Source organism: Neobacillus terrisolis (genome assembly GCF_051233475.1).
Classification (GTDB): domain Bacteria; phylum Bacillota; class Bacilli; order Bacillales; family Cytobacillaceae; genus Bacillus_BU.
Genome location: NZ_JBKFGH010000017.1, coordinates 23,221 through 44,909, shown reverse-complemented (window position 1 = coordinate 44,909; position 21,689 = coordinate 23,221). Strand labels below are relative to the sequence as shown.

Below are 21,689 nucleotides of genomic sequence, written 5' to 3'. Positions count from 1 at the left end.
TTATGAAATTTTACGTCAATCTTAATAGAACCGCCGTATACCGAACGGTACGTACGGTGGTGTGAGAGGTCGGGGGTTAGTCACCCCCTCCTACTCGATTTCGTGTAAGTAATTATCACAAAATTATGTAAAAAGATTTAACATAGTTCCTTTTTTTACAATAAAAACTGTGAGAAAGGAGTTATTCTTAATTCATAGCAACAATAACCAAAAATAATTCAGAGTATTCACTCTAATAATCAGGAGGGGTAGAAAATGTGTGGTATCGGCGGTGTCATTTTTAAAAATACAAACCACGATAAAATAACAGGTGAGGTCATCTTAACAATGCTAGATAGTTTGTACCGAAGAGGACCGGACTCTACTGGTGTAGCCTTGCTTCATCCTAAAGAAGAAAACGTGCTTTATGTTGATGTGAATTATGAAAAAACAGGGAATGGACAAAGAATCCTTAGCTTATTAAAGGGAAAGGCAACTATCCTCAAGTCTTCTGATCACGGAAACTATGTTAGAGCAAAAATCTCCTACAGCGGAGATGAACAGAGCTTGATCAACGAATTAAACGAGTTGGACAGCGATGTTTCAGTTGCCAGCTTTGGCCAACAAATTGAGGTGTTGAAATATTTGGGTGGTGCCAATAACTTAGAAACCCAATTTCAGCTTTCTAACTATAATGGCCAGGTGGCTGTCGGGCATACAAGGATGGCAACCGAAAGTAAAGTGGATATTTCGCACTCGCAGCCATTATGCTGCTATGCCAGTAAGGATTTGACAATTATCCATAACGGCCATGTAACGAACTATATCAAACTAAGATCCTATTATGAAAGAAAAGGGTACCATTTTCTAACAGGAAATGACTCAGAGGTAATTGCAGTTTATTTGGTGGACGAGATGAAGAAAGGGGCAAGCCTTGAAGAAGCGATGCAATCCTCGATCACGGATCTTGATGGGTCGTTCAGCTATATTGCCGTGACCCCTACATCCGTTGGCTTAGCGAAGGAGCCGTTTGGAATGAAGCCGATGGTGTTGGCTGAAACTGATGATTATATCGCATTTGCTTCAGAAAGCTTGGCGATTACAAGAGAATTTGGCGAGAACCTGAAAATTAGAGAACCAAAAGCAGAGGAGGTCCTAGTATGGAATCTGTAAAGGATGCAATTTTAATCGATTGCGAAAAAACTCCACTAAGTACAATTAATCAAACGATTCGTAAAGCTGCAAAGGAAAAGGTGAAGGAAGTTGTCATCGAAAACCCAATGGCGAATCACAACCTTGGAGTGGGAATAACTGACCCCATTAACCTGACGATAAATGGTGATGTTGGCTACTATGCAATCAGCCTATGTGATCATGTAACCGCAAAAATAAACGGCAATGCCGGATGGGCCATTGGTGAAAATTTAATGAATGGCGAAATTGTCGTCGAAGGAAGTGCATCCTCAGCCTGTGCTGCATCCTTACGAGGCGGAACGGTTGTTGTAAAGGGCGATGTTGGGGCCCGTGCCGGAATCGGCTTAAAGGGAGGACAGCTGATCATTGGCGGAAGCTGTGGTTATATGACCGGCTTTATGATGCAAAAGGGAACGATGATCATATGTGGTGATACTGGTAAGGCGATTGGCGATTCGATGTATGACGGAGCCATTTTTGTCGGCGGCGAAATTACCGAACTTGGAAACGGAACAAAGGTAGTGGACGTGCCAAAAGAGGAATACGAACAAATTAAGAGTTTGTTAGCTTCCTATAATATGCAGGCACCGCCAAGCTTTAAGAAAATTGTTCCGAACGGAATGCTTCATAATTTTAATAAAAAGGAGTTCAGCGTATGGAAAGAAATATTATAAGAAAAAGCAAAGTATGGAGTCCGGAGAAAATTGAAGAGATTCAAGAAAAAGCAGAATTAGGCCGCTATCGAATTCGCGGACAAGCAACAAAAAGACAAGATTTGCCTTCTTTCGACGATCTAGTGTTTACCCCAGCGGGATTATCACGTGTCCCACTTGAAGGATATCGTGAAAAATGTGATACAAGAGTTGTCATAGGTGAGGGGCGCGTGAAACGTCCATTGGTTCTAGAAACACCGATTATGGTAGCCGGAATGAGTTTTGGCGCAATTAATGCCAATTCGAAAAAAGCGTTAGGGATTGCGGCTACTCGCTGTGGAATCAGTACATGTACAGGTGATGGCGGGATGCATCCTGTGGAGCGCGAAGCGTCTGAAAAGCTAGTTTATCAACTGCTGCCAAGCCGCTATGGGTTAAATCCATATGACTTAAAAAAGGCCGACGCGATTGAAATCGTGGTAAGCCAAGGGGCCAAGCCAGGGACTGGTGGAACGCTGCTTGGATTTAAAGTATCAGAAGAGGTTGCCCGCATGCGTGATCTTCCTGTCGGCGTCGATCAACGAAGTCCGTGCCGTCATCCAGATTGGATGGGTCCTGATGATTTAGGGGTTAAAATTCAGCAAATACGAGAAGCAACGAATTATGAAGTGCCAATCTTTATTAAAATTGGTGCAGGACGTGTGTATGATGATGTGAAGCTGGCTGCAAAAGTAGGCGCGGAAGCAGTTGTCATCGATGGAATGGAAGGTGGAACGGCTGCCTCACCGGAGATCCAATTAGATCATACTGGTATTCCAACGATTGCTGCGGTTGTTGAAGCAGCTGAAGCACTTTATGACATTGGCATGAAGGATGAAGTGAAATTGATCATTGGCGGAGGGATCAGCAACGGCGCTGATGCAGCAAAAGCAATTGCACTAGGGGCAGACGTGGTTTATATGGGTTCAGCGATGTTAATTGCTCTTAATTGCAATAGTGCCAACTACGTCGAGGACTACCACGCACTTGGAACAGAGCCTTCTGCATGTCATCACTGCCACACGGGTAAATGTCCAGTGGGGATTGCAACTCAGGACCCTGAGTTAATGGCACGCTTAGATCCAGAGGAAGCGGCGGACAGAGTAGAAAACTACATTAACTCGATCACGATGGAAATGCAAATTTTCGCCCGCTCTTGCGGAAAAAGCAAAGTAAGCGATCTTGATCCAACCGATTTACGTTCGCTAACCTTGGTGTCATCTCATATTACGGGTGTACCATTAGTAGGATTAGGCCGGAAGAAGCCTTATTATGCAAGCTATGAAGAGTCACACGAAGTAGCAGAGATGCTAAACAAATAGTAAAAAAAGAATGGATGGTGATGAAATTGATCGGAATCGCGGCGAGCAATAGGGGTGTAATGGAAGAAACAATAAAAAAAATCGAAGACCAAGATATTAAGTTTGTATTAGCTTCTTTTTCAGATATAAATGGGGCTTCGCGGGCTAAACTAGTTCCCTCAGCTCGGTTGGAATCGGTTTGTAAAAGCGGCGCCGGGTTTGCAGGATTTGCGGTCGGTGATCTTGGGCACGGACCTCATGATCCAGACCTGTTATGTATTCCAGATTTACGTTCAATGACTGTCCTGCCTTGGAAAAAAGACATTGCCTGGTTTGCAGGAACGTTAACTGAGGACGGAAGTGCCTGGGAGCATTGTTCCAGAACGATATTGTTAAAGGTTGCTGAAAAAGCAAAAAAATTAGGATACGTCATGAAAACAGGGATTGAACCGGAATTTTTCCTGCTTAAACAGGATGGAGATGGTAATTTAAGCCCCTTTGACGACCTGGACAAAGAGCAAAAGCCCTGTTATCAGCAACAGGCCTTAATGAGGAACATCGAGTTTTTAAGCTCGTTAATTAACAATATGAATGAGTTAGGCTGGGGTGTAACTCAGGCTGACCATGAGGATGCAAACGGGCAATTCGAAATCAATTTTGACTTTGCAGATGCGATTACTTCATCTGATCGTCTCACGTTTTTTAAATATATGGTGCGTTCCATGGCAGAAGAACGAGGGCTTATCTCTACATTTATGCCGAAACCCTTTTCAACATTAACAGGAAATGGCTGCCATATGCATCTTAGCCTATGGGATGAACAGGAAAAGCGTAATTTATTTGAAGATCAATTCGACGGTAAAGGTTTCGGATTATCTGACACTGCTTATCATTTTATCGGCGGAATTCTATATCATGCTAAAGCATTGTCAGCCATCGTTTGTCCGACAGTTAATTCGTATAAACGATTGACAGCAATGGATTCAATGTCAGGTGCAACATGGGCGCCCAACATCATTGGTTACGGTGGCAATAACCGGACACAGTACATTCGAATTCCGGATTCAGGAAGAATCGAATTCCGGGCAATGGACGGTACAGCCAATCCATATTTAGCAACAGCAGCTATTCTCGCAGCGGGGTTAGATGGAATTGAAAACAAAATTGACCCTGGGGAAGCATTCAGTGGTAATTTATATCGTTTGCAATCAATAGAAAACGAGTTGAACCGTTTACCTTCTTCTTTAAAGGAAGCAGTTGAAGCTTTAGAACAGGATAAGGTTTTGATTTCGATGCTTGGCGAAGACTTTATGAATACCTTTATTGCTCGTAAAAAAGAAGAATGGGCCCAGTATCATAGCTTTGTCAGCAACTGGGAAATTGAAAAATATTTAAAAGGTTATTGATCGACTTTTAACAGAGGCTGTTCGCTTTTACAAAGCGACAGCTCTTTCTTACTTATTTTTTGGCTGTGTTAAATTGGGCTGTTGATTTACGCTCCAGGTGCTAGCTTTCCGCGGGGGAGTCCGGGAGCCTCCTCGGCGCCATGGCGCCTGTGGGGTCTCCCGAGACACCTTCTCCCGCAGGAGTCTCGCACCTTACGCTCCAATCAACAGAGTGCCCAAAATCAACATTGTTCTTTAACACAACCTATTTTTTAGCTAGAAATTGGGAGGGGAAAAAAATGGGGAATGAAATGAAATATGATGTGGTGGTTTTAGGTGCTGGGTCGATGGGAACCGCAGCGGGTTATTTCTTAGCAAAACAAAACAAAAAAGTACTTATGATTGATCAATTTTCGGTTCCAAATTCGATGGCAAGCCACGCTGGTGAAACAAGAATGTTTCGCTTCGGTTATGGCCAAGGCGAAAAATACATTCCGCTAGTATTAGAAGCTCACAAGCTATGGAAAGAGCTTGAAGAATTATCAGGAAAAAAGCTTTTTTATCAAACAGGTGCTTTGATGGCCGGAAAATCAGGATCCACTTTTGTTAAAGAAACGGTGCAAAGCTCGCAAAAAAATAATCTTCCGATTGAAGAATTAACAGCGGAAATGGTCATGGAGCGCTGGCCGGGAATTCAAATTCCAGAAGATTTTGAAGCCTGTTATGATCCACTTTCAGGATTTGTTCTTTGCGAAGAGTGTATCACCACATATAAAGAAGAGGCACTTAAACTAGGTGCAGAACTCTTGGAAAACACTCCGGTTCAATCGTTCTCTTTGGGCTTAGACAAGGTAGAAATGATAACCGATAATGGCACGATTGTTGCTGATCATTTAGTTGTAACTGCCGGGGCTTGGATTCCAAAATTATTAAACAAGATTGACCTGCCAATTAAAGTACTAAGAAAACCTGCAGCCTGGTTTACTCCTGACCCTGAAGGTAAATTTGATCATGGTAAATTCCCAGTCTTTGTTTTTGATACATTGGATGGTCATTACTATGGTTTTCCTAACTTCCGCAATACAGGCCTAAAGATTGGACGTCATGATACTGGAATAGAAACAAATGCTGATAAGGTCGACCGCACGTTCGGTTCCTACTGTGAGGATGAGGGAGACTTAAAGGGCTTTTTAAACAAATATATGCCGGATGCCGCAAATGATTTAGCAGATGGGAAGGTTTGTTTATACTCGTTAACACCAGATAGTGACTTTATCATTGATTTCCATCCAAATTATCGGAATGTCGTAATCGCAGGTGGTTTTTCCGGGCACGGCTTTAAGTTTGCCAGTGTTGTCGGCAACATTTTAGCAGATTTAACGATTGACGGTGAAACGAAGCATGATATTTCTTTCTTTAGGTTAAATCGTTTTCAGGGTGCAGAGCTTGCAAAAAACTAACATAAGCGGACACCATCTCTATGATGGTGTCCATTCTTTTTTTATTTTAGTGTATCTGTATCATCTTTTTCACTTCTTACATCTGGTCGGGCAATCATAATTTCATCCGCTAATTCTGTTTGGTATTTCATTTTGCCCACTTGCTGCTGATCTTGTGATGCTTCGATAATGTTATTGGCAAGATATTTATGGAAAAAGTATTCGAACACAGCGACTCCAAGAGCTGCAATGAGAGATGGAAAAACGGTGTTCTCATTCGTTGTTACGCCCTCACTAATGAACCAAATAATCAAAAATGCCAAACCAAAGTCAGCCATTGTAGCGGTCATATTATTTGTTCTTGGTAAAACCATCATATCACCTACAATATAAGCCGCTATACCTAAGACTAAGGAAATTAGCAGGACGTTTCCGAAATTCATGTCGAAAATCATACCAAGAATGATGAATAGAAGAACAAAGCTTGAAACTAATTTTATAATTAAGGCTCTAACATGTTTCATTACAACACCTCCTTTAACGGATAGTGTGTCAGTTGTAACGAGTATTATCCATGGAAAATCTTAGCCTTTAGTATTCATTTAAAGGCAATTTAACATTCTTGTTCCGTCGTTGCCATTATGGAACGATGTTTCCCGCTGATTTGTAAAGTTGATACCATTCCTCTCTTGTCAATTTGAGATTGGCTCCTTTACAAGCTTCCTTTAAGCGCTGCGGGTTTGTCGTTCCAAGGACAACCTGAATATCGGCAGGGTGCCGTGTGATCCATGCAGTGGCGATTGCGGTGTTGGTTACACCATAGGAGTCAGCCAAGAAGTCCAATGTTTGATTAAGCGTTGGAAAATGCTCGAAATCGCCAAGGAAGGTTCCTTCAAAGAAGCCCTTTTGAAACGGAGACCATGCTTGAAGAGTAATATCATGGAGCCGGCAATATTCAAGGATGCTGCTGTCACGATTAATCGATTGGTCAATGTTCATATTTAAGGCTATTCCTGAATTTATAATTGGCGTATGAACAAGGCTTAATTGCAGCTGGTTTATCACCAGTTTCTGCGAAAGGCCTTTTTGAAGAAGCTCTATTTGGCCTGGATTAAAGTTTGATACACCAAAGTGTCTTACTTTCCCGCTGCTTTGAAGCAGATCAAATGCACCTGCAACTTCATCAGGCTCCATTAGTGGATCAGGACGATGTAGAAGTAAAATATCGAGGTAATCTGTCTTTAATCTTTTTAAAATCCCATTAACGGATTCAATAATATACTCCTTGGAAAAATCAAAATAGTTCTCTTGAGCACGAATTCCGCATTTGCTTTGCAAAATCAACTGTTCCCTGGTGCTCTTGTTCATATTTAAAGCTTTGGAAAAGAGTTCTTCGCTTTGTCCTTGACCATATATATCTGCGTGGTCAAAGAGATTGATTCCCTCATCTATTGCTGTACGGATCAGTTTTTCAGCTTCTGATGCCGATAACTGTGACAAACGCATATTGCCCATGATAATGTTGGAAACCTCTAATTCTGTATTGGCGATGTTAAAGAATTTCATCATTCGTTCCTCCTGTCTATATTCATTGTTTCTCGTTCTCATTATTTTATTTATATTCCCTTCTGATTTACGGGTAGTTTTCACTAAATCCAATATTAAAAAACTTAGTTATTTTTGTGTAATACAGCGGGATTAAGCGGAATAAAATGTGAAATGGAAATTAGTTCCTAGTTAGAAGTTAATCTTATTGTCGGGTAGGGGATGTATGTGAAACGTAAATGGATAATTTCCTTTATTCTTATCGGTAGTTTGCTTGGACTAGCTGGCTGTTCGGAAAAAACAACAAAAGAAAAGGCAATGGAGAAAAAAATTGCGGAGCTTGAAAAAAAGATTGATCAAGGCAAAAAAGCAAAGAAAGCTAAACAAACAAAAGAAGAACCAAAACTCATCATGGTTAATGTGGTAGATCCAACTTCAAAAAAGGTCATTAAAACCATCAATCCAAAGGAAATGGGTTTTGGAACAGATGATAACAAATATAAACAGGATATTGAAGCTTGGGTAAAAGAAATTGCAAGAGGAACTGAAACAACGCCTGGTTATGACCAACGAAATGTACCAGATCGAATTGATGCAAATGGTCAAGTTATAAAAGGCAGCCCGAGGGTAGTGCTTGAAGAAGCAGAATTAGTCAATCGGATTATGGAAGCTTCTACAAAAGGAGGCAATGTTGAGTTGCCCCTTACTGTTCAAGCAAGCGGGTATAGACCTGAAGATGTTCCGCTTTTAGGGGAAGTGGTAGTTGCTTCCTACACGACATCTTTTAATCCAAGTGTCACAGGAAGAAATCGAAATATAGAGCTGTCAGCTGCTGCGATTAATAATGTGATCGTTGGAACGGATGATTATTTTTCGTTTAATACAACGGTTGGTCCAAGTGACGAAGCACATGGATATCAACCAGCACAAGAAGCGGTCGATGGGGTATTAGTAATGGGCATCGGAGGTGGGATTTGTCAAACTTCCTCCACCTTGTTTAATGCTGTTGATCAACTTGGTGTTAGTTATGTAGAAAGGCACCATCACTCGGTAACAGTGGGGTATGTACCAGCGGGGCGAGATGCAACAGTTTCCTATGGTGGAGTAGATTTTCGATTTCAAAACACAGCTGGTGCTCCATTTTTAATTAAAACAATTTATGGGAACGGGACTTTAACTGTAGAAATTAGGACGTCTGCACAATATGAAGGGGTATTGAAGAAGGCTGTATAATATCATGTGCTTCTATTTTTATGAAAAAAGGCTGCCAAATTTATGGCAGCCTTTTTGGTTACTTATCTGACTCTTCATCTTCAGAAGTATTATAGTTATAAAGAGAACGATCTACAGCTTTAAAGTTTTCCGGCGTGTAAAAACGTAATAAATCACCATTTACGACTTTATCAGAAAGAGCTAATTTTTGTTCAACACTTTCTTGATATTGCTTGGCCATTTCGAGTTTGTCCTCTGTTAATTCCACACCTGTTGTTGAATCATAGAACTTATCATCAACCGAGGTAATCGTAGAACTTACAAAGTCGCCATTTCGGAATGCTACAACATCATCATGTTGTTCAGACAATAAGTCTGTTCCCATCTGAACATAATTTTTCGTTTCGACTCCCAACAAGTGAAGCAGGGTAGGGAGTAGATCTGTTTGCCCACCATAAGTGTGGTTAATTCCACCGTCCATACCTGGAACATGAATGAATAGTGGTACACGTTGTAAACCTGCGTTTTCAAAAGGAGTAATCTCTTTTCCAAGTACTAGCTCCATTGCTTGGTTATGGTTTTCAGAAATCCCGTAATGATCACCGTACATAACAATTACCGAATTATCATATAAACCAGATTCCTTTAGGTAAATGAAAAATTGTGCCAGTGCCTCATCGGCATAACGTGCTGTCTGGAAGTATGAGTCAACTGATTTATCCCCGGTTGTATTAGGCGCAATGCTTGCAAGCTGTTCATCAATCGGGTATGGATAATGGTTAGAAACAGTAATAAATTTTGTATAAAAAGGCTGCGGCAATGTTTCAAGCAACGGAATGGATTCAGCAAAGAACGGCTTATCCATTAGACCATATGGTGCAAGATCCTCCGCTTTCATTTGATAATAATTTGAATCAAAAAACTTGTTATAGCCAAAAGATTTATAAATTTCATTTCGGTTCCAGAAGGATCCTGAATTACCGTGGAAAACCGCTGACGTATAGCCTTGCTGGCCTAAAATTGCAGGGGCAGCCTGATACGTATTTAAACCCTTAGTTGTAAAAGCAGAACCTTGCGGCAATCCAAACAATGAATTTTCAAGCATGAATTCAGCATCAGCTGTTTTACCCTGTGCTGTTTGATGGAAGAAATTATCAAAATAAAGCGTGTTTTTTTCTCTTGTTAATGAATTTAAGAACGGCGTTACTTCTTCACCGTGTAACTTGTAATCAATCAGGAATTCTTGTATAGACTCAAGGTGTAAATAAATAACATTCATACCTTTTGCTGCACCAAAGTATTTTGGATTTGGCTCAGCATAGTTTGATTGAGTAAAGTTGATAACCTCAGTGATGTCATTGCTATCAGCCATAACTCGTTGTGCTGAAGCTTTTGTACTTTGAACCGCATCATAAATCGTGTAATTGTACATGCCCAAATATTTAACAATATAATTCCGGTCAAACCCTCTAGTTAATAATTGAGGACGGTCTGCTTCTGCCAAGCCAAGATTGGCGCATGAAATTCCTAATGCAAAGGTAATTAATGCAGCCACTTTACGACGGCTCATGTCTTTCATTTCAATCTTTGCGATGCGGAAGGAGAGCAATCCGATTAAAATAATCACATCAATAAAGAATAAAAAGTCATATGGTTTTAATAACGATCCAACACTTGTACTTACGTCGCCAAAGTTTTGTGTTTGGAATAATGTTGGGAGCGTAATAAAATCATTAAAGAAACGATAGTACAGTACGTTCGCATATAGTAAAAACGATAAAAGTAAATCAATAATGATAAGTGATAAATATTTTCTTCGTCCTTTAAAAATAAATGCAAAACCTAAAAATAATATCGAAGATCCTAATGGGTTAATAAATAAAAGTACCTTTTGGATCGAGTTATCAATACCTAAGTCAAATTGAGTTAATTGAACAATGTATGTTTTCATCCATAGGAAGAAAACACTCAAAAAGAAAAAGCCAATATATTTATTGAAAATACTTTGACCTTTAAGTATTACGTTATTCATTGTTACACCTACCTTCTAGCAAATAATTATGGCATAGTTTTGGATATTTTTAAATATGTTATTTGAACTAAATTATCAATATTTTTCTATTAGGCTTATAAACGAGCAATGATATCAAAAAATGTTTAGATTAGTTACAACGATATATTACTATACCTCTTTTTCAAAATATGTCAAGCCCCAGCAGTTATAACTAAAACTAATCCCATTTCTCCTCTTAATTTAATTAATCTCGCCTTTTATTGTGAAGTTGATTATACTGAAAAAGTATTAAAAGGATTGGATTTTTATTAAGAGAGAGTGAAGGATTCATGTGGTTTTTGGGAGCGATTTTAACATCTATTTGTTTTGGAATAAATAATGCCATCTTCAAATGGAGTACGGAAAAAGGTTATTCAAAGATTCAACTTCAATTTTTCTTTTATTTCACAGCCTTTATCCTTACATTCATTTATGGAATTACCAGCAGTACCCTTCAATTAAATATGACAACGGTTAGTCTAGGGGTATTGATCGGAGTTTTAAATGCAAACGGAAATATTCAAATGTCGAAAGCCTATGAAAAGGGACCAGCAAGTTTAACGGCTCCAATTGTTTCGGCAAATGCCATTTTCCCTGTGTTAAGCGCTGGATTGATCTTTCACGAACAAATCTCTACTATACAATGGGTTGGTATATTACTGATTGTCTCCTCTGTCATAGCCATACAGTATACACCGCAGAGCTTGAAATCTAACACGCATTATACTGCCTGGATATTTCGGATTATTTTAGCGTTTCTATCATTCGGTATTTTAGGGGTGCTGATGAAGCTTTCGTCTTATCTACATATTAGTTCTATTAATATATTAATATCGATGTATGGCGGTGGAGGAGTATATCTGTTCATGCTGATCATGAGTCAAAAGGAAAAAATTGATGCACCTGTAATAAAAATTGGCACCTTAGTTGGAATGATAAGTGTTATTGGCTACAGTAGCTATTTTTATGCTTTACAAACGGGAGTTGCCAGCATTATTTTTCCAATCGTCAGCCTTAATTGTTTAATTGTCGTTTTTGTTGGATGTATTTTATTTAAAGAAAAGTTGAAAACCTATCAGATTATCGGTGTTTTATCAGCTTTAACCGGGATCGTTCTTACAAAAATATAGCCGTTATAAGAATTAGATACTTCGTTTAGAGGTATCTATTTTTTATTTCAAAGCCACTGTAAAATTGGGCTGTTGATTTCCGCGAGAGGTGCTCGCGCACCTTAGGGGGAGTCCGGGAGCCTCCTCGGCGCCATAGCGCCTGTGGGGTCTCCCGTGACACCTTCTCCCGCAGGACGTTGAATAATCATCCTTGAATGAACACCGCACGATAAAATGCCTAAGCATTTTAGAGGAGTCTCGCACCTTCCGCTCCAATCAACAGAGTGCTCAAAATCAATATTGTTCTATACCAAACCATTTTAAAAAGATTGATGTTGGCGGTCAAACACTTAAATTTAGATAAAACATATGTTATTAAATAATTGGTTGGATGAGGGGGGAGTTGAATGGGGATAATCGAGGTGATTAAATCCCGACGGATCATTAAGAAGTTTAAAGATGATCCCATTGATCACGAAGCCATTGTTTCATGGTTAGAAGCAGCAACGTTAGCGCCTAATCACAGAATGACCGAACCGTGGGAAGTAGTTTTTATTGGCCCTCAAGCGAGAGCAAGCTTGAACCACAAAACAAATTTAGGGGGTGCACCGGTTGTATTTGCCGTTTTATCACAGCAAGGTAAAAATGAAGTGGAAAGGGAAGAAAACCGTTCTGCAACATCCTGTTTCATTCAAAATTTTATGCTTGCTGCATGGGAAGAAGGGGTAGGTACATTTTGGTCCTCAATTGGCATCAGTTCTAAAAACAGAGCCATTCTCAATGTCCCAAGTGATTATGATGTTATCGGAGTATTAGCGATCGGATATCCGGAAGAGGTTCCAACTGTTAAACAAAGAACCCCGATTACATCAAAAATTAACTATCTTTCATAACTGAATAATTAATTATCCCGACAGCATATGTTCGTTGTACGGGATATTTGTGTGAAAATAAGCATAATCATAGAATGGTTTTATTAAAAGGTTTACAATTTAATACATATAATGAAGAAAAAATATTTATAAAGGAGAGTTCTATGACAAGTTACCAATCTAGAGCAGATGTGCCAGCTAATGAAAAATGGAATTTAGAAGATCTCTATCCAGACTTGACCAAGTGGGAAAAGGATTTCGCTGAGATTGAACAATTAGTGGAAAAGCTAAAGAAGTATGATGGTGCTATTCAGGATGGCAAAAGTCTGTATGATTATTTAAAACTACGAGAAGAACTTTCCTATAAATTCAATCATGTTTATGCGTATTGTATGCTAAAAGTGGATGAAGATACTCGGAATACTGCTTCTCAATCATTGCTAGAGCGTGCAAAAGGATTAAGCATAAAAGTTAGTGCAGCTACATCATTTTTTATGCCCTTTTTACTTAGTTTGAATGAGGAAACATTAAAAGGATATATCGCTGAAGAAGATGGACTTAAATACTTTGAAGAAGATTTAGTTGACTCATTCCGCTATAAACCACATGTGCTTACTAAAGACCAGGAAGCGGTATTGTCACAGTTAGGCGATGCTTTTTCTGCTCCAGCCAACACTTTTGGGATGATCAACAATGCAGATATAAAGTTTGGGGAAGTTACAGGAAATAATGGAGAAAAGGTCGAGCTAACAAGAGGAATGTATTCAAAACTAATTGAAGATGACGACCGAGAAAAAAGGAAAGAAGCCTATAAGGCATATTATAAACCTTATCTTCAGTTGAAAAATTCTATAGCCTCCACACTTTCTGCTTCTATTAAAAATAATGTAACGATTGCTAAGATTCGAAATTATCCTTCAGCTTTAGAAAAAGGTCTATTTGGAGATAAAGTACCGAAAGAAGTTTACGAAAATCTTATTCAATCAACGAAAGAAAATATTGCTCCTTTGTACCAATACGCCAAGATTCGGAAGGAAAAATTACAGCTAGATGAACTTCATCAATACGATATGAGTGTTCCTTTAGTAAAGGGAGTCAAGGAAATTATTCCTTATGAAGATGCGTATGAACTGATGCTAAAGGGATTAGAACCACTAGGTACTGATTATCTGAATACTTTAAAAGAGTTCAAAGCCTCCCGTTACATTGATGTTCGAGAAACGCCAGGGAAACGATCTGGCGCCTATAATTTAGGAATATATGGAGTCCATCCTTTCATCCTTTTAAATCATCATGATGACTTAGATAGTTTATTTACTTTAGTACACGAGTGCGGTCACGGAGTCCATAGCAAACTAAGTTCACAACATCAGCCTCAAATTACGGCGCGTTACAGCATATTTGTAGCTGAAGTTGCCTCCACTGTGAATGAAGTGCTAATGATAAAATATTTATTAAATAACGAAACAAAAGAGGAAAAACGTAAGTATCTGCTTAATCATTTTATTGATAAATTTAAGGGAACCTTTTTCACGCAAGTCATGTTTGCTGAATTTGAAAAGAAGACTCATGAAATGGCTGAAACGGGCCAGCCTTTAAATGTTGAAGTGTTTAATCATACGTATGAAACGTTATTTAAAGAATATAATGGCCTAGAAATTGTTCTCGATGATGAAGTGAAGTATGGGTGGTCCAGAATTCCGCACTTTTACCGTCCTTTTTATGTTTATAAGTATGCAACTGGATTTGCTTCAGCTATTGATCTGGCTACGAAAATATTTGAAGGGGATCAGAAAACGCTTCATTCCTATATAGAGTTTCTAAAAAGTGGCAGTTCAGATTATCCGCTTGAGCTATTGAAAAAAACAGGTGTAGATTTGACCACTCCAATACCAATTGCCAATACGTTAAATCAATTTAAAGTATTAGTAGAAGAGTTTTCAAAAATATAGAAGGAGTTACAACTAATCACAAAAGCCCGGAACTAAAATAATAAATAGTTCCGGGCTTTTATGATTAATTTTGGTTGGCTTTTTTCATTATATCTTGCGTTTTTGAATCCATTATTTATCTTTTTTTATTATCGTAAATGTTTATAAAAAGTTCCGAGGGGGGGAAAATAAACACCGATTGTAAGAATCGCAAAAAATAATAGGAGTGGGATAGTGAAAAGAGACCATAGTGTAATCATTCATATATTCTTATTTCTTGTAGTGGCAGCTGTATTAATTTGGTCAGTTATCCGTCCAGAGGGGTACTTAATATGGCTTGCAGAAGTATTTCCCGCACTTATCCTTGTTATTACAGTAATTGCAACGTATAAAAAGTTCAGACTAACCACGGTATCCTATATCATTATTGCAATTCTTTCAATTCTTATGTTTATCGGGGGTCATTACACTTATTCAAAGGTTCCACTTTTTAATTGGATTAAAGACCATTTCGACTTAAATCGGAACCATTATGATCGTTTTGCTCATTTCCTTAAGGGGTTATCAGTGATTGTAATAAGAGAAATTTTACTTCGTTTAACATCATTAAATAAAGGACCATGGCTGGTTGGAATTACTCTAAGTATCTCACTAGCAATCGGAGCATTATATGAAATTATTGAATGGTTGTCCTTCAAAGTAACAAAGGGGAAAAAGTTAACTGAGGATTTTTTAGGAGCCCAGGGGGATATTTGGGATGCACAATGGGATATGTTATTGCTGTTGATTGGTTCCATGCTCACCTTACTTATTTTTTCAAAACTTCATAACCGACATTTATCGAAATTGAAATCCAAAAGAGGGTGACTCGGTGAATCGGACGGAAATGAGTTTGCTCTCTTGTTTATCGGCGAAGATACGGGAAGAAAAAGAAATACATTCAATGAAATGCGGAAATCTCGTCAATCAAAAAAATGTGCCTTCTTACTGTTTTCACTATAATAAGCGGGTCCAGCAAGAAAGCACATATTGAGATAGTAATGATATAGGGATAACCTTATCGAATCCCTTTCATATAGCCCTGAATTTTCGGGGCAAACAAGAAGAGTACAATAGCTAACGCAATTGATGCTCCACCAATCACACCAAAGTACGCCATTTCAGTCTCTGGTGTATAGAATTTTACAAGTTGGGCATTTAGGGCCTGAGCCGCAGCATTCGAAAGGAACCATAAGCTCATCGTTTGGGCTGAGAAAGCTGCAGGCGCTAATTTAGTTGTTGCTGATAATCCAACAGGTGATAAACATAATTCACCAAATACACAGATCAAGTAACTTAGAACGAGCCATAATGGATTTACTAATGAATCCGCACCACCCACATAGGCCGGTAATAAAATAACTAGGAAGGAAAGCCCTGAGAATAAAAGACCTAATGAGAATTTTTGCGGAATCGTAGGCTGATTCTTGTCCAACTTCACCCATAGCCACGCGAACACTGGCGCTAATGTAATAATAAATAGCGGATTTAAAGATTGGAACCAGGCTGGCGAAATATGAATACCAGCGAAATCTAATTGTGTACGCTTATCCGCATAGTTTGCTAAAATCGTCGAGCCTTGCTCTTGGATGGCCCAAAACATAACAGCTGCAATAAACAACGGAATATAGGCAATAATCCGTGAACGTTCTACATCTGTTGTTTTCGGACTACGGTACATGACTACAAAATAGATCGTTGGAATCAAAAATCCTAGTATTCCAACTAATGCAATGAAAGTATTAAATGTTAAAATCCCCATTAGAATGGCCGATGTTATTAAAAAGGTTAGAATAATGGCTGCTATACTAATCCAAGTGAACACCTTTTTCTTTTCACTTGGAGAGAGAGGATTGGCAATCGTTTTTCCAGCAAGCCCCAGATTCTTCTTTTTAGTAAAAGTAAACACGATTAAACCAAAGAACATTCCGACTGCTGCAATACCGAATCCTAAGTGGAAATTGTGGTTCATTCCAACTGTTCCAACAACTAATGGTGACAGAAATGCCCCCATATTAATTCCCATGTAGAAAATACTAAAACCAGCGTCACGACGGTTGTCATGGATACTGTAAATTTCTCCTACGACACTTGAAACGTTTGGTTTCAATAATCCTGTCCCCAAAACAATCAGGATCATCGAAATGAAAAACATTGTGACGCTTCCAGGAATCGCCAATACAATATGACCAAACATGATCAGGATTCCACCGTAAAAAACTGCGTTTGAAGTACCGAAGATTCTATCGGCTAACCATCCGCCGATGATACCTGACATATAAACTAAAGAACCGTATATGGACATAATTGAAAGTGCAAGGGACTCATCAATCCCTAAGCCGCCTTTAGATACCTCATAGTACATGTAGTAAACAAGGATAGCCCTCATCCCGTAATAAGAGAACCGCTCCCAAAATTCTGTGAAGAAAAGTGTGAAAAGCCCTTTAGGGTGACCGAAAAAGCCTTTTTGAGGGACACTGTCCACAATTTTCTGTCTATTAAAGTCTGACATCTTACAACCTCCTTATTATTCTAATATAATACTTTTCTAGATATTGAATGTCAAAAACAATATCTGTAAAAAAGCAAGATTCAGAGTTTAAATGGGGATTTTTTTAAAAGATTTTTTTTTAAAAGGAGATAAATACGAGAACTTGTTGACAGTTAAACAATAAAGGTTTATTTTTACATTAAATAATAACGGAAGGGTGACCCAATTAAATGAAGTTCTAATCCTATTTTTCGAAAGCAGTGAATTAAAGGTGGATTTTCAGCAGAAGGTGTTTTTCTGCTTAGTTCATGCTGCCTTTAATGAACGTTTTCAGAATAGGATAGGCTTTATTTGTTTGACCTTAAAGGGAGCAGTCTCTTTTTGGTGTACATCTACGCCTCCTATTCTGAATATGGATAGGAGGCATTTTATTGTCTCCTAATATAATGAAAAAGGGGATAATCGTATGGCAGTATTGGAAGCAAATCAATTAAAAATATATGTAAGAGATCGGTTATTGTTAGATATAGAAAATATACGAATACAGAAAACAGATCGAATCGGAATCGTTGGAAGAAATGGCTGCGGAAAAACAACATTATTGGAGGTTTTAGCGGGCAAAAAAAGTCCAGAAACCGGAGCAGTCCTAACAAAAGGTGTGGTAGAGCTTTTACCCCAATTAAAAAAGACGGATACGGTAAAGAGCGGTGGAGAAGTGACACAGGAATATATTAACGATGCGATTTTACAAAATCCTGAAATATTACTGGCTGACGAACCTACAACGAATTTGGATGCAGTTCATATACAATGGGTCGAAAAGAAACTGTTGAGTTTACCAGGAGCACTTGTTGTTGTTTCGCATGACCGATTGTTTCTTGATACTGTTTGTACATTGATTTGGGAAATCAACGACGGGAAAATTAAGGAATATAAAGGAAACTATTCTCATTACTTGGAGCAGAAAGAACTAGAGCTTCGTCATCATGCGACAGAGTACGAAAAGTATGAAAAAAAGAAAAAACAGCTGGAAGAAGCCTTAATGTTAAAAGAGAAAAAAGCGGAAAAAGCGACTAAAAAACCGAAAAATGTCAATCTTTCAGAAGCAAGAAATTCTAAGCCTTATTTTGCTAATAAAAAAAAGAAGTTGCAAAAAAGTGCGAAAGCAATTGAAACGAGAATAGAAAAGCTTGAAAGGATTGAAAAAATCAAAGAGTTACCAGCAATCAAAATGAACTTGCCCAATGAAGTGAACTTTAAAGGTCGGATTGTCCTTCGCGTTGAAAACGTTCAAGGTGAGATTAGCCAGAGTACTCTTTGGGAACCAGTGAGTTTTACCGTTCGAGGCGGGGATAAACTAGCGATTATCGGGCCCAACGGAAGCGGAAAAACGACGTTAGTGAAAAAAATCCTTGCTCGTGTTGAGGGAATTTCGATCGCACCAGCTATGAAAATAGGTTACTTTAGCCAACATCTCGATATATTAAACACAGAACAATCGATTTTAGAAAATGTCGTTTCTACCTCAAAGCAGGATGAAACATTTATACGGACGGTTTTGGCAAGACTTCATTTCTTTCGAGAAGATGTCTATAAACAAGTTAGTGTATTAAGCGGTGGAGAAAGAGTGAAGGTTGCCTTAGCAAAGTTATTCGTCAGTGAAATTAATACATTAGTTTTGGATGAACCGACGAATTATTTGGATATTGAGTCCGTTGAAGCACTCGAATCCCTATTAGGGGAGTATGAGGGCACGGTAATCTTCGTTTCACATGACCGACGTTTTGTCGAGAATCTTGCGACCCGGGTATTAGAAATAAGCAATAAACAAGTGCACCTTTTTGAAGGAAGCTTTACTCAATACAAACAGCATGTTCCAAAGGCTGTGAGGAATGAAAAAGAAGACCGATTGTTAGTTCTTGAGACAAAAATTACAGAAGTACTAAGCCGTCTTAGCATAGACCCATCAGCTGAATTAGAAAATGAATTTAAGAAATTGCTAGCTGAAAAACGCAAATTGATGCTCTGACACAATTGATATTTTTAACCGATGAATTGTTGCGAGTTTTTTGCTATATTGAGTACCAGAACATACATTCTGTATTGGTTAAATAGGAAGCTGGTGGTCTGATGACAAAGGAAATCCGTATTTCAGTAAGAGCCTTAGTTGAATATGTCTATAGCAGTGGAAGTATCGATGCGAGATTTCGTTCACAAACCTCATTCGTTGATGGGACGCGGATTCACCAAAAAATCCAAAAAAATTATGGTGAGTTTGATCAGAAAGAGGTTTATCTTTCTGCCTCAATTCCTTTTGAAAATCTTACGTTCATCATTGACGGTAGATGTGACGGGTTGCTATTTATAGATGACACTGTCATAGTGGATGAAATTAAGTCATTTTCACAGCCGCTTGAACAGATTGACGAAGCGGGATATCCGGTTCACTGGGCTCAAGCCAAGCTATATGCGTATATATTCGCCTCTCATCAAAAGCTTGAAAAAATCTCTGTTCAATTGACCTATGTTCATGTCGAGACAGAAGAAAAAAGGTATGTGAAAAAGCAATTTACTTTTTTAGAGTTGGAAAGCTTTGTTTTTGAAGTAATCCGAGGATATGTCCCATATGCCAAATTGCAACATGATCATCAACTAAAACGAAATCAAAGTATAAAAAATTTACAATTTCCTTTTCAATCGTATCGAAAAGGCCAGCGTAAATTAATGGGTGCTGTTTATAAGACGATGATAGAGGGGAAAAATCTGTTTGCCAAAGCACCTACGGGTATTGGGAAAACAGTATCAACCATATTTCCATCGGTTAAGGCGATTGGCGATGGGCAGCTCAGTCGAATTTTCTATCTTACGGCAAAAACGATTACTCGAACAACAGCTGAAGAAGCCTTCACTCGAATGTGCTCAACTGGACTTCATATTAAGACCGTCACGATTACGGCAAAGGAAAAGGTTTGTTTTAAGGATGAAACGATTTGTCAACCGGAGATTTGTGAGTATGCAAATGGTTATTATGATCGGATTAACAACGGAATGCTCGATATTTTAACCAATGAAAATTTAATGAATCGAGAGGTTATCGAAGATTATGCCCGTAAGCATTCAATTTGTCCATTTGAGTTTTCGATTGACCTAGCTTATACAGTTGATGCGGTGATATGCGACTACAATTATATATTTGACCCAAGAGTATCATTAAAGCGAATGGTTGAGGAGCAGAAGAGGTCGACCATTTTGCTTGTTGATGAGGCGCATAATTTGGCCGACCGGGGAAGGGAAATGTTCTCCGCCTCTTTAAATAAAGATATATTTTTGCAATTAAAAAAAGAATATAAGCAAATTCATAAAGAAGTTTTTCGGCTGGCAAGCGAAATCAACGCGTGGTTTCTTTCATTGAGAAAACAACAAGGTGAGCCAAATCAGTTTGTCATTCAAGATTTTGATGAAAGATTAATGGAACTTCTAAACCAATTTGTTGATGCTGCTGAACCGGTATTGGTTTCAGGAAATGGTTCGAGTTCCACTCTTTTGGATGTCTACTTCGCAGTCCAAAAATTTCTAAAAATAAACGAGTTAGTAGATGAACATTATGTCATTTATGGAGAAAAAAATAATCATGATTTAACAATAAAACTATTTTGTATGGATCCTTCCTTGCTTTTGAAACAAATGGGAAAAGGTTTTCGTTCTAAGGTGTTTTTTTCAGCTACTCTTTCACCGCTTTCGTACTTCCAGGATATTCTTGGAGGCGAGGAGGAGGACTATCTGCTCGCTGTTCCCTCCCCATATTCTGAAGGTCAGGTTGATGTTTACATCCAGCCAATCTCAACTAGGTACGGCGATCGCGAACTATCAAAAACAGCTATTGCTGCAATGCTCAATGCTTTAATTACAAGCAGACCGGGTAATTACTTAACTTTTTTCCCTTCCTATCATTATCTGCTGTCTGTTTATGAAGAATTTAAACAATTATCTCAACACACGGCGACTTTAGTTCAAGCAACAGGAATGACAGAAGCTGAAAGGGAGGAGTTTCTCGAATCCTTCCAACCTAATCAAAAAAATGCATTACTAGGCTTTGCTGTCCAAGGTGGGATTTTTTCTGAAGGGGTTGATTTAGTCGGGAATCGCTTAAACGGTGTTGTGGTGGTTGGTGTTGGCCTGCCTCAGCTTTGTTATGAACGAAATCTTATCAAAGACCATTTTACCGCTCAGGGAAAAAATGGTTTTGAATATGCCTATGTGTATCCAGGCATGAACAAAGTATTACAGGCAGGAGGAAGATTGATTCGTTCTGAATATGATCACGGAACAATTGTTCTGGTTGACGATCGGTTTCTAAAAAATCCATATAAATCACTTCTACCACAGGAATGGCGCAACTATACTATAATAAATAATTCTATTTGAAAATTGCTCAAAGTCCCCGGTT

The 21,689-nt window shown here is 38.6% G+C and carries 16 protein-coding genes; 12 read left to right on the top strand and 4 right to left on the bottom strand.

Going from position 1 to position 21,689, the window contains the following annotated elements; genetic code table 11:
* The first annotated feature begins 255 nt into the window (after positions 1-255).
* The 5 genes from ACI48O_RS11935 (at position 256) to solA (ending at position 6,011) form a co-directional block, all read left to right on the top strand.
* Positions 256-1,152 carry a class II glutamine amidotransferase domain-containing protein gene (locus tag ACI48O_RS11935; RefSeq protein WP_435562039.1) on the top strand — a complete coding sequence of 299 codons (897 nt, stop codon included), beginning with the start codon at positions 256-258 and terminating at the stop codon, positions 1,150-1,152.
* Positions 1,140-1,847, top strand: a complete 708-nt coding sequence (locus ACI48O_RS11930; protein ID WP_435562038.1) for a GltB/FmdC/FwdC-like GXGXG domain-containing protein — start codon at positions 1,140-1,142, stop codon at positions 1,845-1,847. Before ACI48O_RS11935 ends, ACI48O_RS11930 begins: the two co-directional genes overlap by 13 nt.
* Positions 1,829-3,187: an FMN-binding glutamate synthase family protein gene (locus tag ACI48O_RS11925; protein WP_435562037.1), complete on the top strand. Its 1,359-nt coding sequence runs from the start codon at positions 1,829-1,831 to the stop codon at positions 3,185-3,187. Before ACI48O_RS11930 ends, ACI48O_RS11925 begins: the two co-directional genes overlap by 19 nt.
* A gap of 20 nt (positions 3,188-3,207) precedes the next feature.
* On the top strand, positions 3,208-4,572 hold the full coding sequence (glnT, locus tag ACI48O_RS11920) for a type III glutamate--ammonia ligase (protein ID WP_435562036.1): 1,365 nt from the start codon (positions 3,208-3,210) through the stop codon (positions 4,570-4,572).
* A 278-nt stretch (positions 4,573-4,850) separates the two neighbouring features.
* Positions 4,851-6,011, top strand: coding sequence for an N-methyl-L-tryptophan oxidase (solA, locus tag ACI48O_RS11915; protein ID WP_435562035.1), 1,161 nt, complete (start codon positions 4,851-4,853; stop codon positions 6,009-6,011).
* 41 nt (positions 6,012-6,052) lie between these two features.
* Here solA and ACI48O_RS11910 read toward each other — a convergent pair whose 3' ends face one another.
* Together ACI48O_RS11910 and ACI48O_RS11905 are read right to left on the bottom strand one after the other, a co-directional pair.
* Entirely contained in the window at positions 6,053-6,514 is a 462-nt protein-coding gene (locus ACI48O_RS11910; RefSeq protein ID WP_435562034.1) for a YndM family protein, read from the bottom strand.
* A gap of 115 nt (positions 6,515-6,629) precedes the next feature.
* Positions 6,630-7,556: an aldo/keto reductase gene (locus tag ACI48O_RS11905; protein WP_435562041.1), complete on the bottom strand. Its 927-nt coding sequence runs from the start codon at positions 7,554-7,556 to the stop codon at positions 6,630-6,632.
* 201 nt (positions 7,557-7,757) lie between these two features.
* On the opposite strand from ACI48O_RS11905, the gene ACI48O_RS11900 reads away from it, so the two are divergent.
* The gene (locus ACI48O_RS11900) at positions 7,758-8,768 is read left to right on the top strand and encodes a VanW family protein (RefSeq protein WP_435562033.1); all 1,011 of its coding nucleotides are present in this window, start codon (positions 7,758-7,760) and stop codon (positions 8,766-8,768) included.
* Between the two features lie 58 nt (positions 8,769-8,826).
* Here the strand turns inward: ACI48O_RS11900 and ltaS are convergent, their stop codons facing one another.
* On the bottom strand, positions 8,827-10,779 hold the full coding sequence (gene ltaS, locus ACI48O_RS11895; RefSeq protein WP_435562032.1) for a lipoteichoic acid synthase: 1,953 nt from the start codon (positions 10,777-10,779) through the stop codon (positions 8,827-8,829).
* Between the two features lie 311 nt (positions 10,780-11,090).
* On the opposite strand from ltaS, the gene ACI48O_RS11890 reads away from it, so the two are divergent.
* The 4 genes from ACI48O_RS11890 to ACI48O_RS11875 all read left to right on the top strand — a co-directional run bounded on the left by ACI48O_RS11890 (position 11,091) and on the right by ACI48O_RS11875 (position 15,579).
* Positions 11,091-11,930 (top strand): EamA family transporter, encoded by an 840-nt coding sequence (locus tag ACI48O_RS11890; protein ID WP_435562031.1) that lies wholly within the window; start codon positions 11,091-11,093, stop codon positions 11,928-11,930.
* A 386-nt stretch (positions 11,931-12,316) separates the two neighbouring features.
* Positions 12,317-12,802, top strand: a complete 486-nt coding sequence (locus ACI48O_RS11885) for a nitroreductase family protein (protein ID WP_435562030.1) — start codon at positions 12,317-12,319, stop codon at positions 12,800-12,802.
* 143 nt (positions 12,803-12,945) lie between these two features.
* Positions 12,946-14,733 (top strand): oligoendopeptidase F, encoded by a 1,788-nt coding sequence (pepF, locus tag ACI48O_RS11880; protein ID WP_435562029.1) that lies wholly within the window; start codon positions 12,946-12,948, stop codon positions 14,731-14,733.
* Positions 14,734-14,946: 213 nt separating this feature from the next.
* The gene (locus ACI48O_RS11875) at positions 14,947-15,579 is read left to right on the top strand and encodes a DUF2238 domain-containing protein (protein WP_435562028.1); all 633 of its coding nucleotides are present in this window, start codon (positions 14,947-14,949) and stop codon (positions 15,577-15,579) included.
* Between the two features lie 190 nt (positions 15,580-15,769).
* On the opposite strand, the gene ACI48O_RS11870 is transcribed toward ACI48O_RS11875, so the two are convergent.
* Positions 15,770-17,263 (bottom strand): peptide MFS transporter, encoded by a 1,494-nt coding sequence (locus tag ACI48O_RS11870; RefSeq protein ID WP_435562027.1) that lies wholly within the window; start codon positions 17,261-17,263, stop codon positions 15,770-15,772.
* Positions 17,264-17,708: 445 nt separating this feature from the next.
* On the opposite strand from ACI48O_RS11870, the gene ACI48O_RS11865 reads away from it, so the two are divergent.
* The gene (locus ACI48O_RS11865) at positions 17,709-19,271 is read left to right on the top strand and encodes a Vga family ABC-F type ribosomal protection protein (protein ID WP_435562026.1); all 1,563 of its coding nucleotides are present in this window, start codon (positions 17,709-17,711) and stop codon (positions 19,269-19,271) included.
* 101 nt (positions 19,272-19,372) lie between these two features.
* On the top strand, positions 19,373-21,667 hold the full coding sequence (locus tag ACI48O_RS11860) for a helicase C-terminal domain-containing protein (RefSeq protein ID WP_435562025.1): 2,295 nt from the start codon (positions 19,373-19,375) through the stop codon (positions 21,665-21,667).
* Positions 21,668-21,689 lie beyond the last annotated feature (22 nt).

Bases quoted from the DNA above. Each gene is read 5' to 3' on its own strand.
- ACI48O_RS11935 (WP_435562039.1), top strand. From the start codon at position 256: ATGTGTGGTATCGGCGGTGTCATTTTTAAAAATACAAACCACGATAAA.
- ACI48O_RS11930 (WP_435562038.1), top strand. From the start codon at position 1,140: ATGGAATCTGTAAAGGATGCAATTTTAATCGATTGCGAAAAAACTCCA.
- ACI48O_RS11925 (WP_435562037.1), top strand. From the start codon at position 1,829: ATGGAAAGAAATATTATAAGAAAAAGCAAAGTATGGAGTCCGGAGAAA.
- glnT (WP_435562036.1), top strand. From the start codon at position 3,208: ATGAAATTGATCGGAATCGCGGCGAGCAATAGGGGTGTAATGGAAGAA.
- solA (WP_435562035.1), top strand. From the start codon at position 4,851: ATGGGGAATGAAATGAAATATGATGTGGTGGTTTTAGGTGCTGGGTCG.
- ACI48O_RS11910 (WP_435562034.1), bottom strand. From the start codon at position 6,514: ATGAAACATGTTAGAGCCTTAATTATAAAATTAGTTTCAAGCTTTGTT.
- ACI48O_RS11905 (WP_435562041.1), bottom strand. From the start codon at position 7,556: ATGAAATTCTTTAACATCGCCAATACAGAATTAGAGGTTTCCAACATT.
- ACI48O_RS11900 (WP_435562033.1), top strand. From the start codon at position 7,758: ATGTATGTGAAACGTAAATGGATAATTTCCTTTATTCTTATCGGTAGT.
- ltaS (WP_435562032.1), bottom strand. From the start codon at position 10,779: ATGAATAACGTAATACTTAAAGGTCAAAGTATTTTCAATAAATATATT.
- ACI48O_RS11890 (WP_435562031.1), top strand. From the start codon at position 11,091: ATGTGGTTTTTGGGAGCGATTTTAACATCTATTTGTTTTGGAATAAAT.
- ACI48O_RS11885 (WP_435562030.1), top strand. From the start codon at position 12,317: ATGGGGATAATCGAGGTGATTAAATCCCGACGGATCATTAAGAAGTTT.
- pepF (WP_435562029.1), top strand. From the start codon at position 12,946: ATGACAAGTTACCAATCTAGAGCAGATGTGCCAGCTAATGAAAAATGG.
- ACI48O_RS11870 (WP_435562027.1), bottom strand. From the start codon at position 17,263: ATGTCAGACTTTAATAGACAGAAAATTGTGGACAGTGTCCCTCAAAAA.
- ACI48O_RS11865 (WP_435562026.1), top strand. From the start codon at position 17,709: ATGGCAGTATTGGAAGCAAATCAATTAAAAATATATGTAAGAGATCGG.
- ACI48O_RS11860 (WP_435562025.1), top strand. From the start codon at position 19,373: ATGACAAAGGAAATCCGTATTTCAGTAAGAGCCTTAGTTGAATATGTC.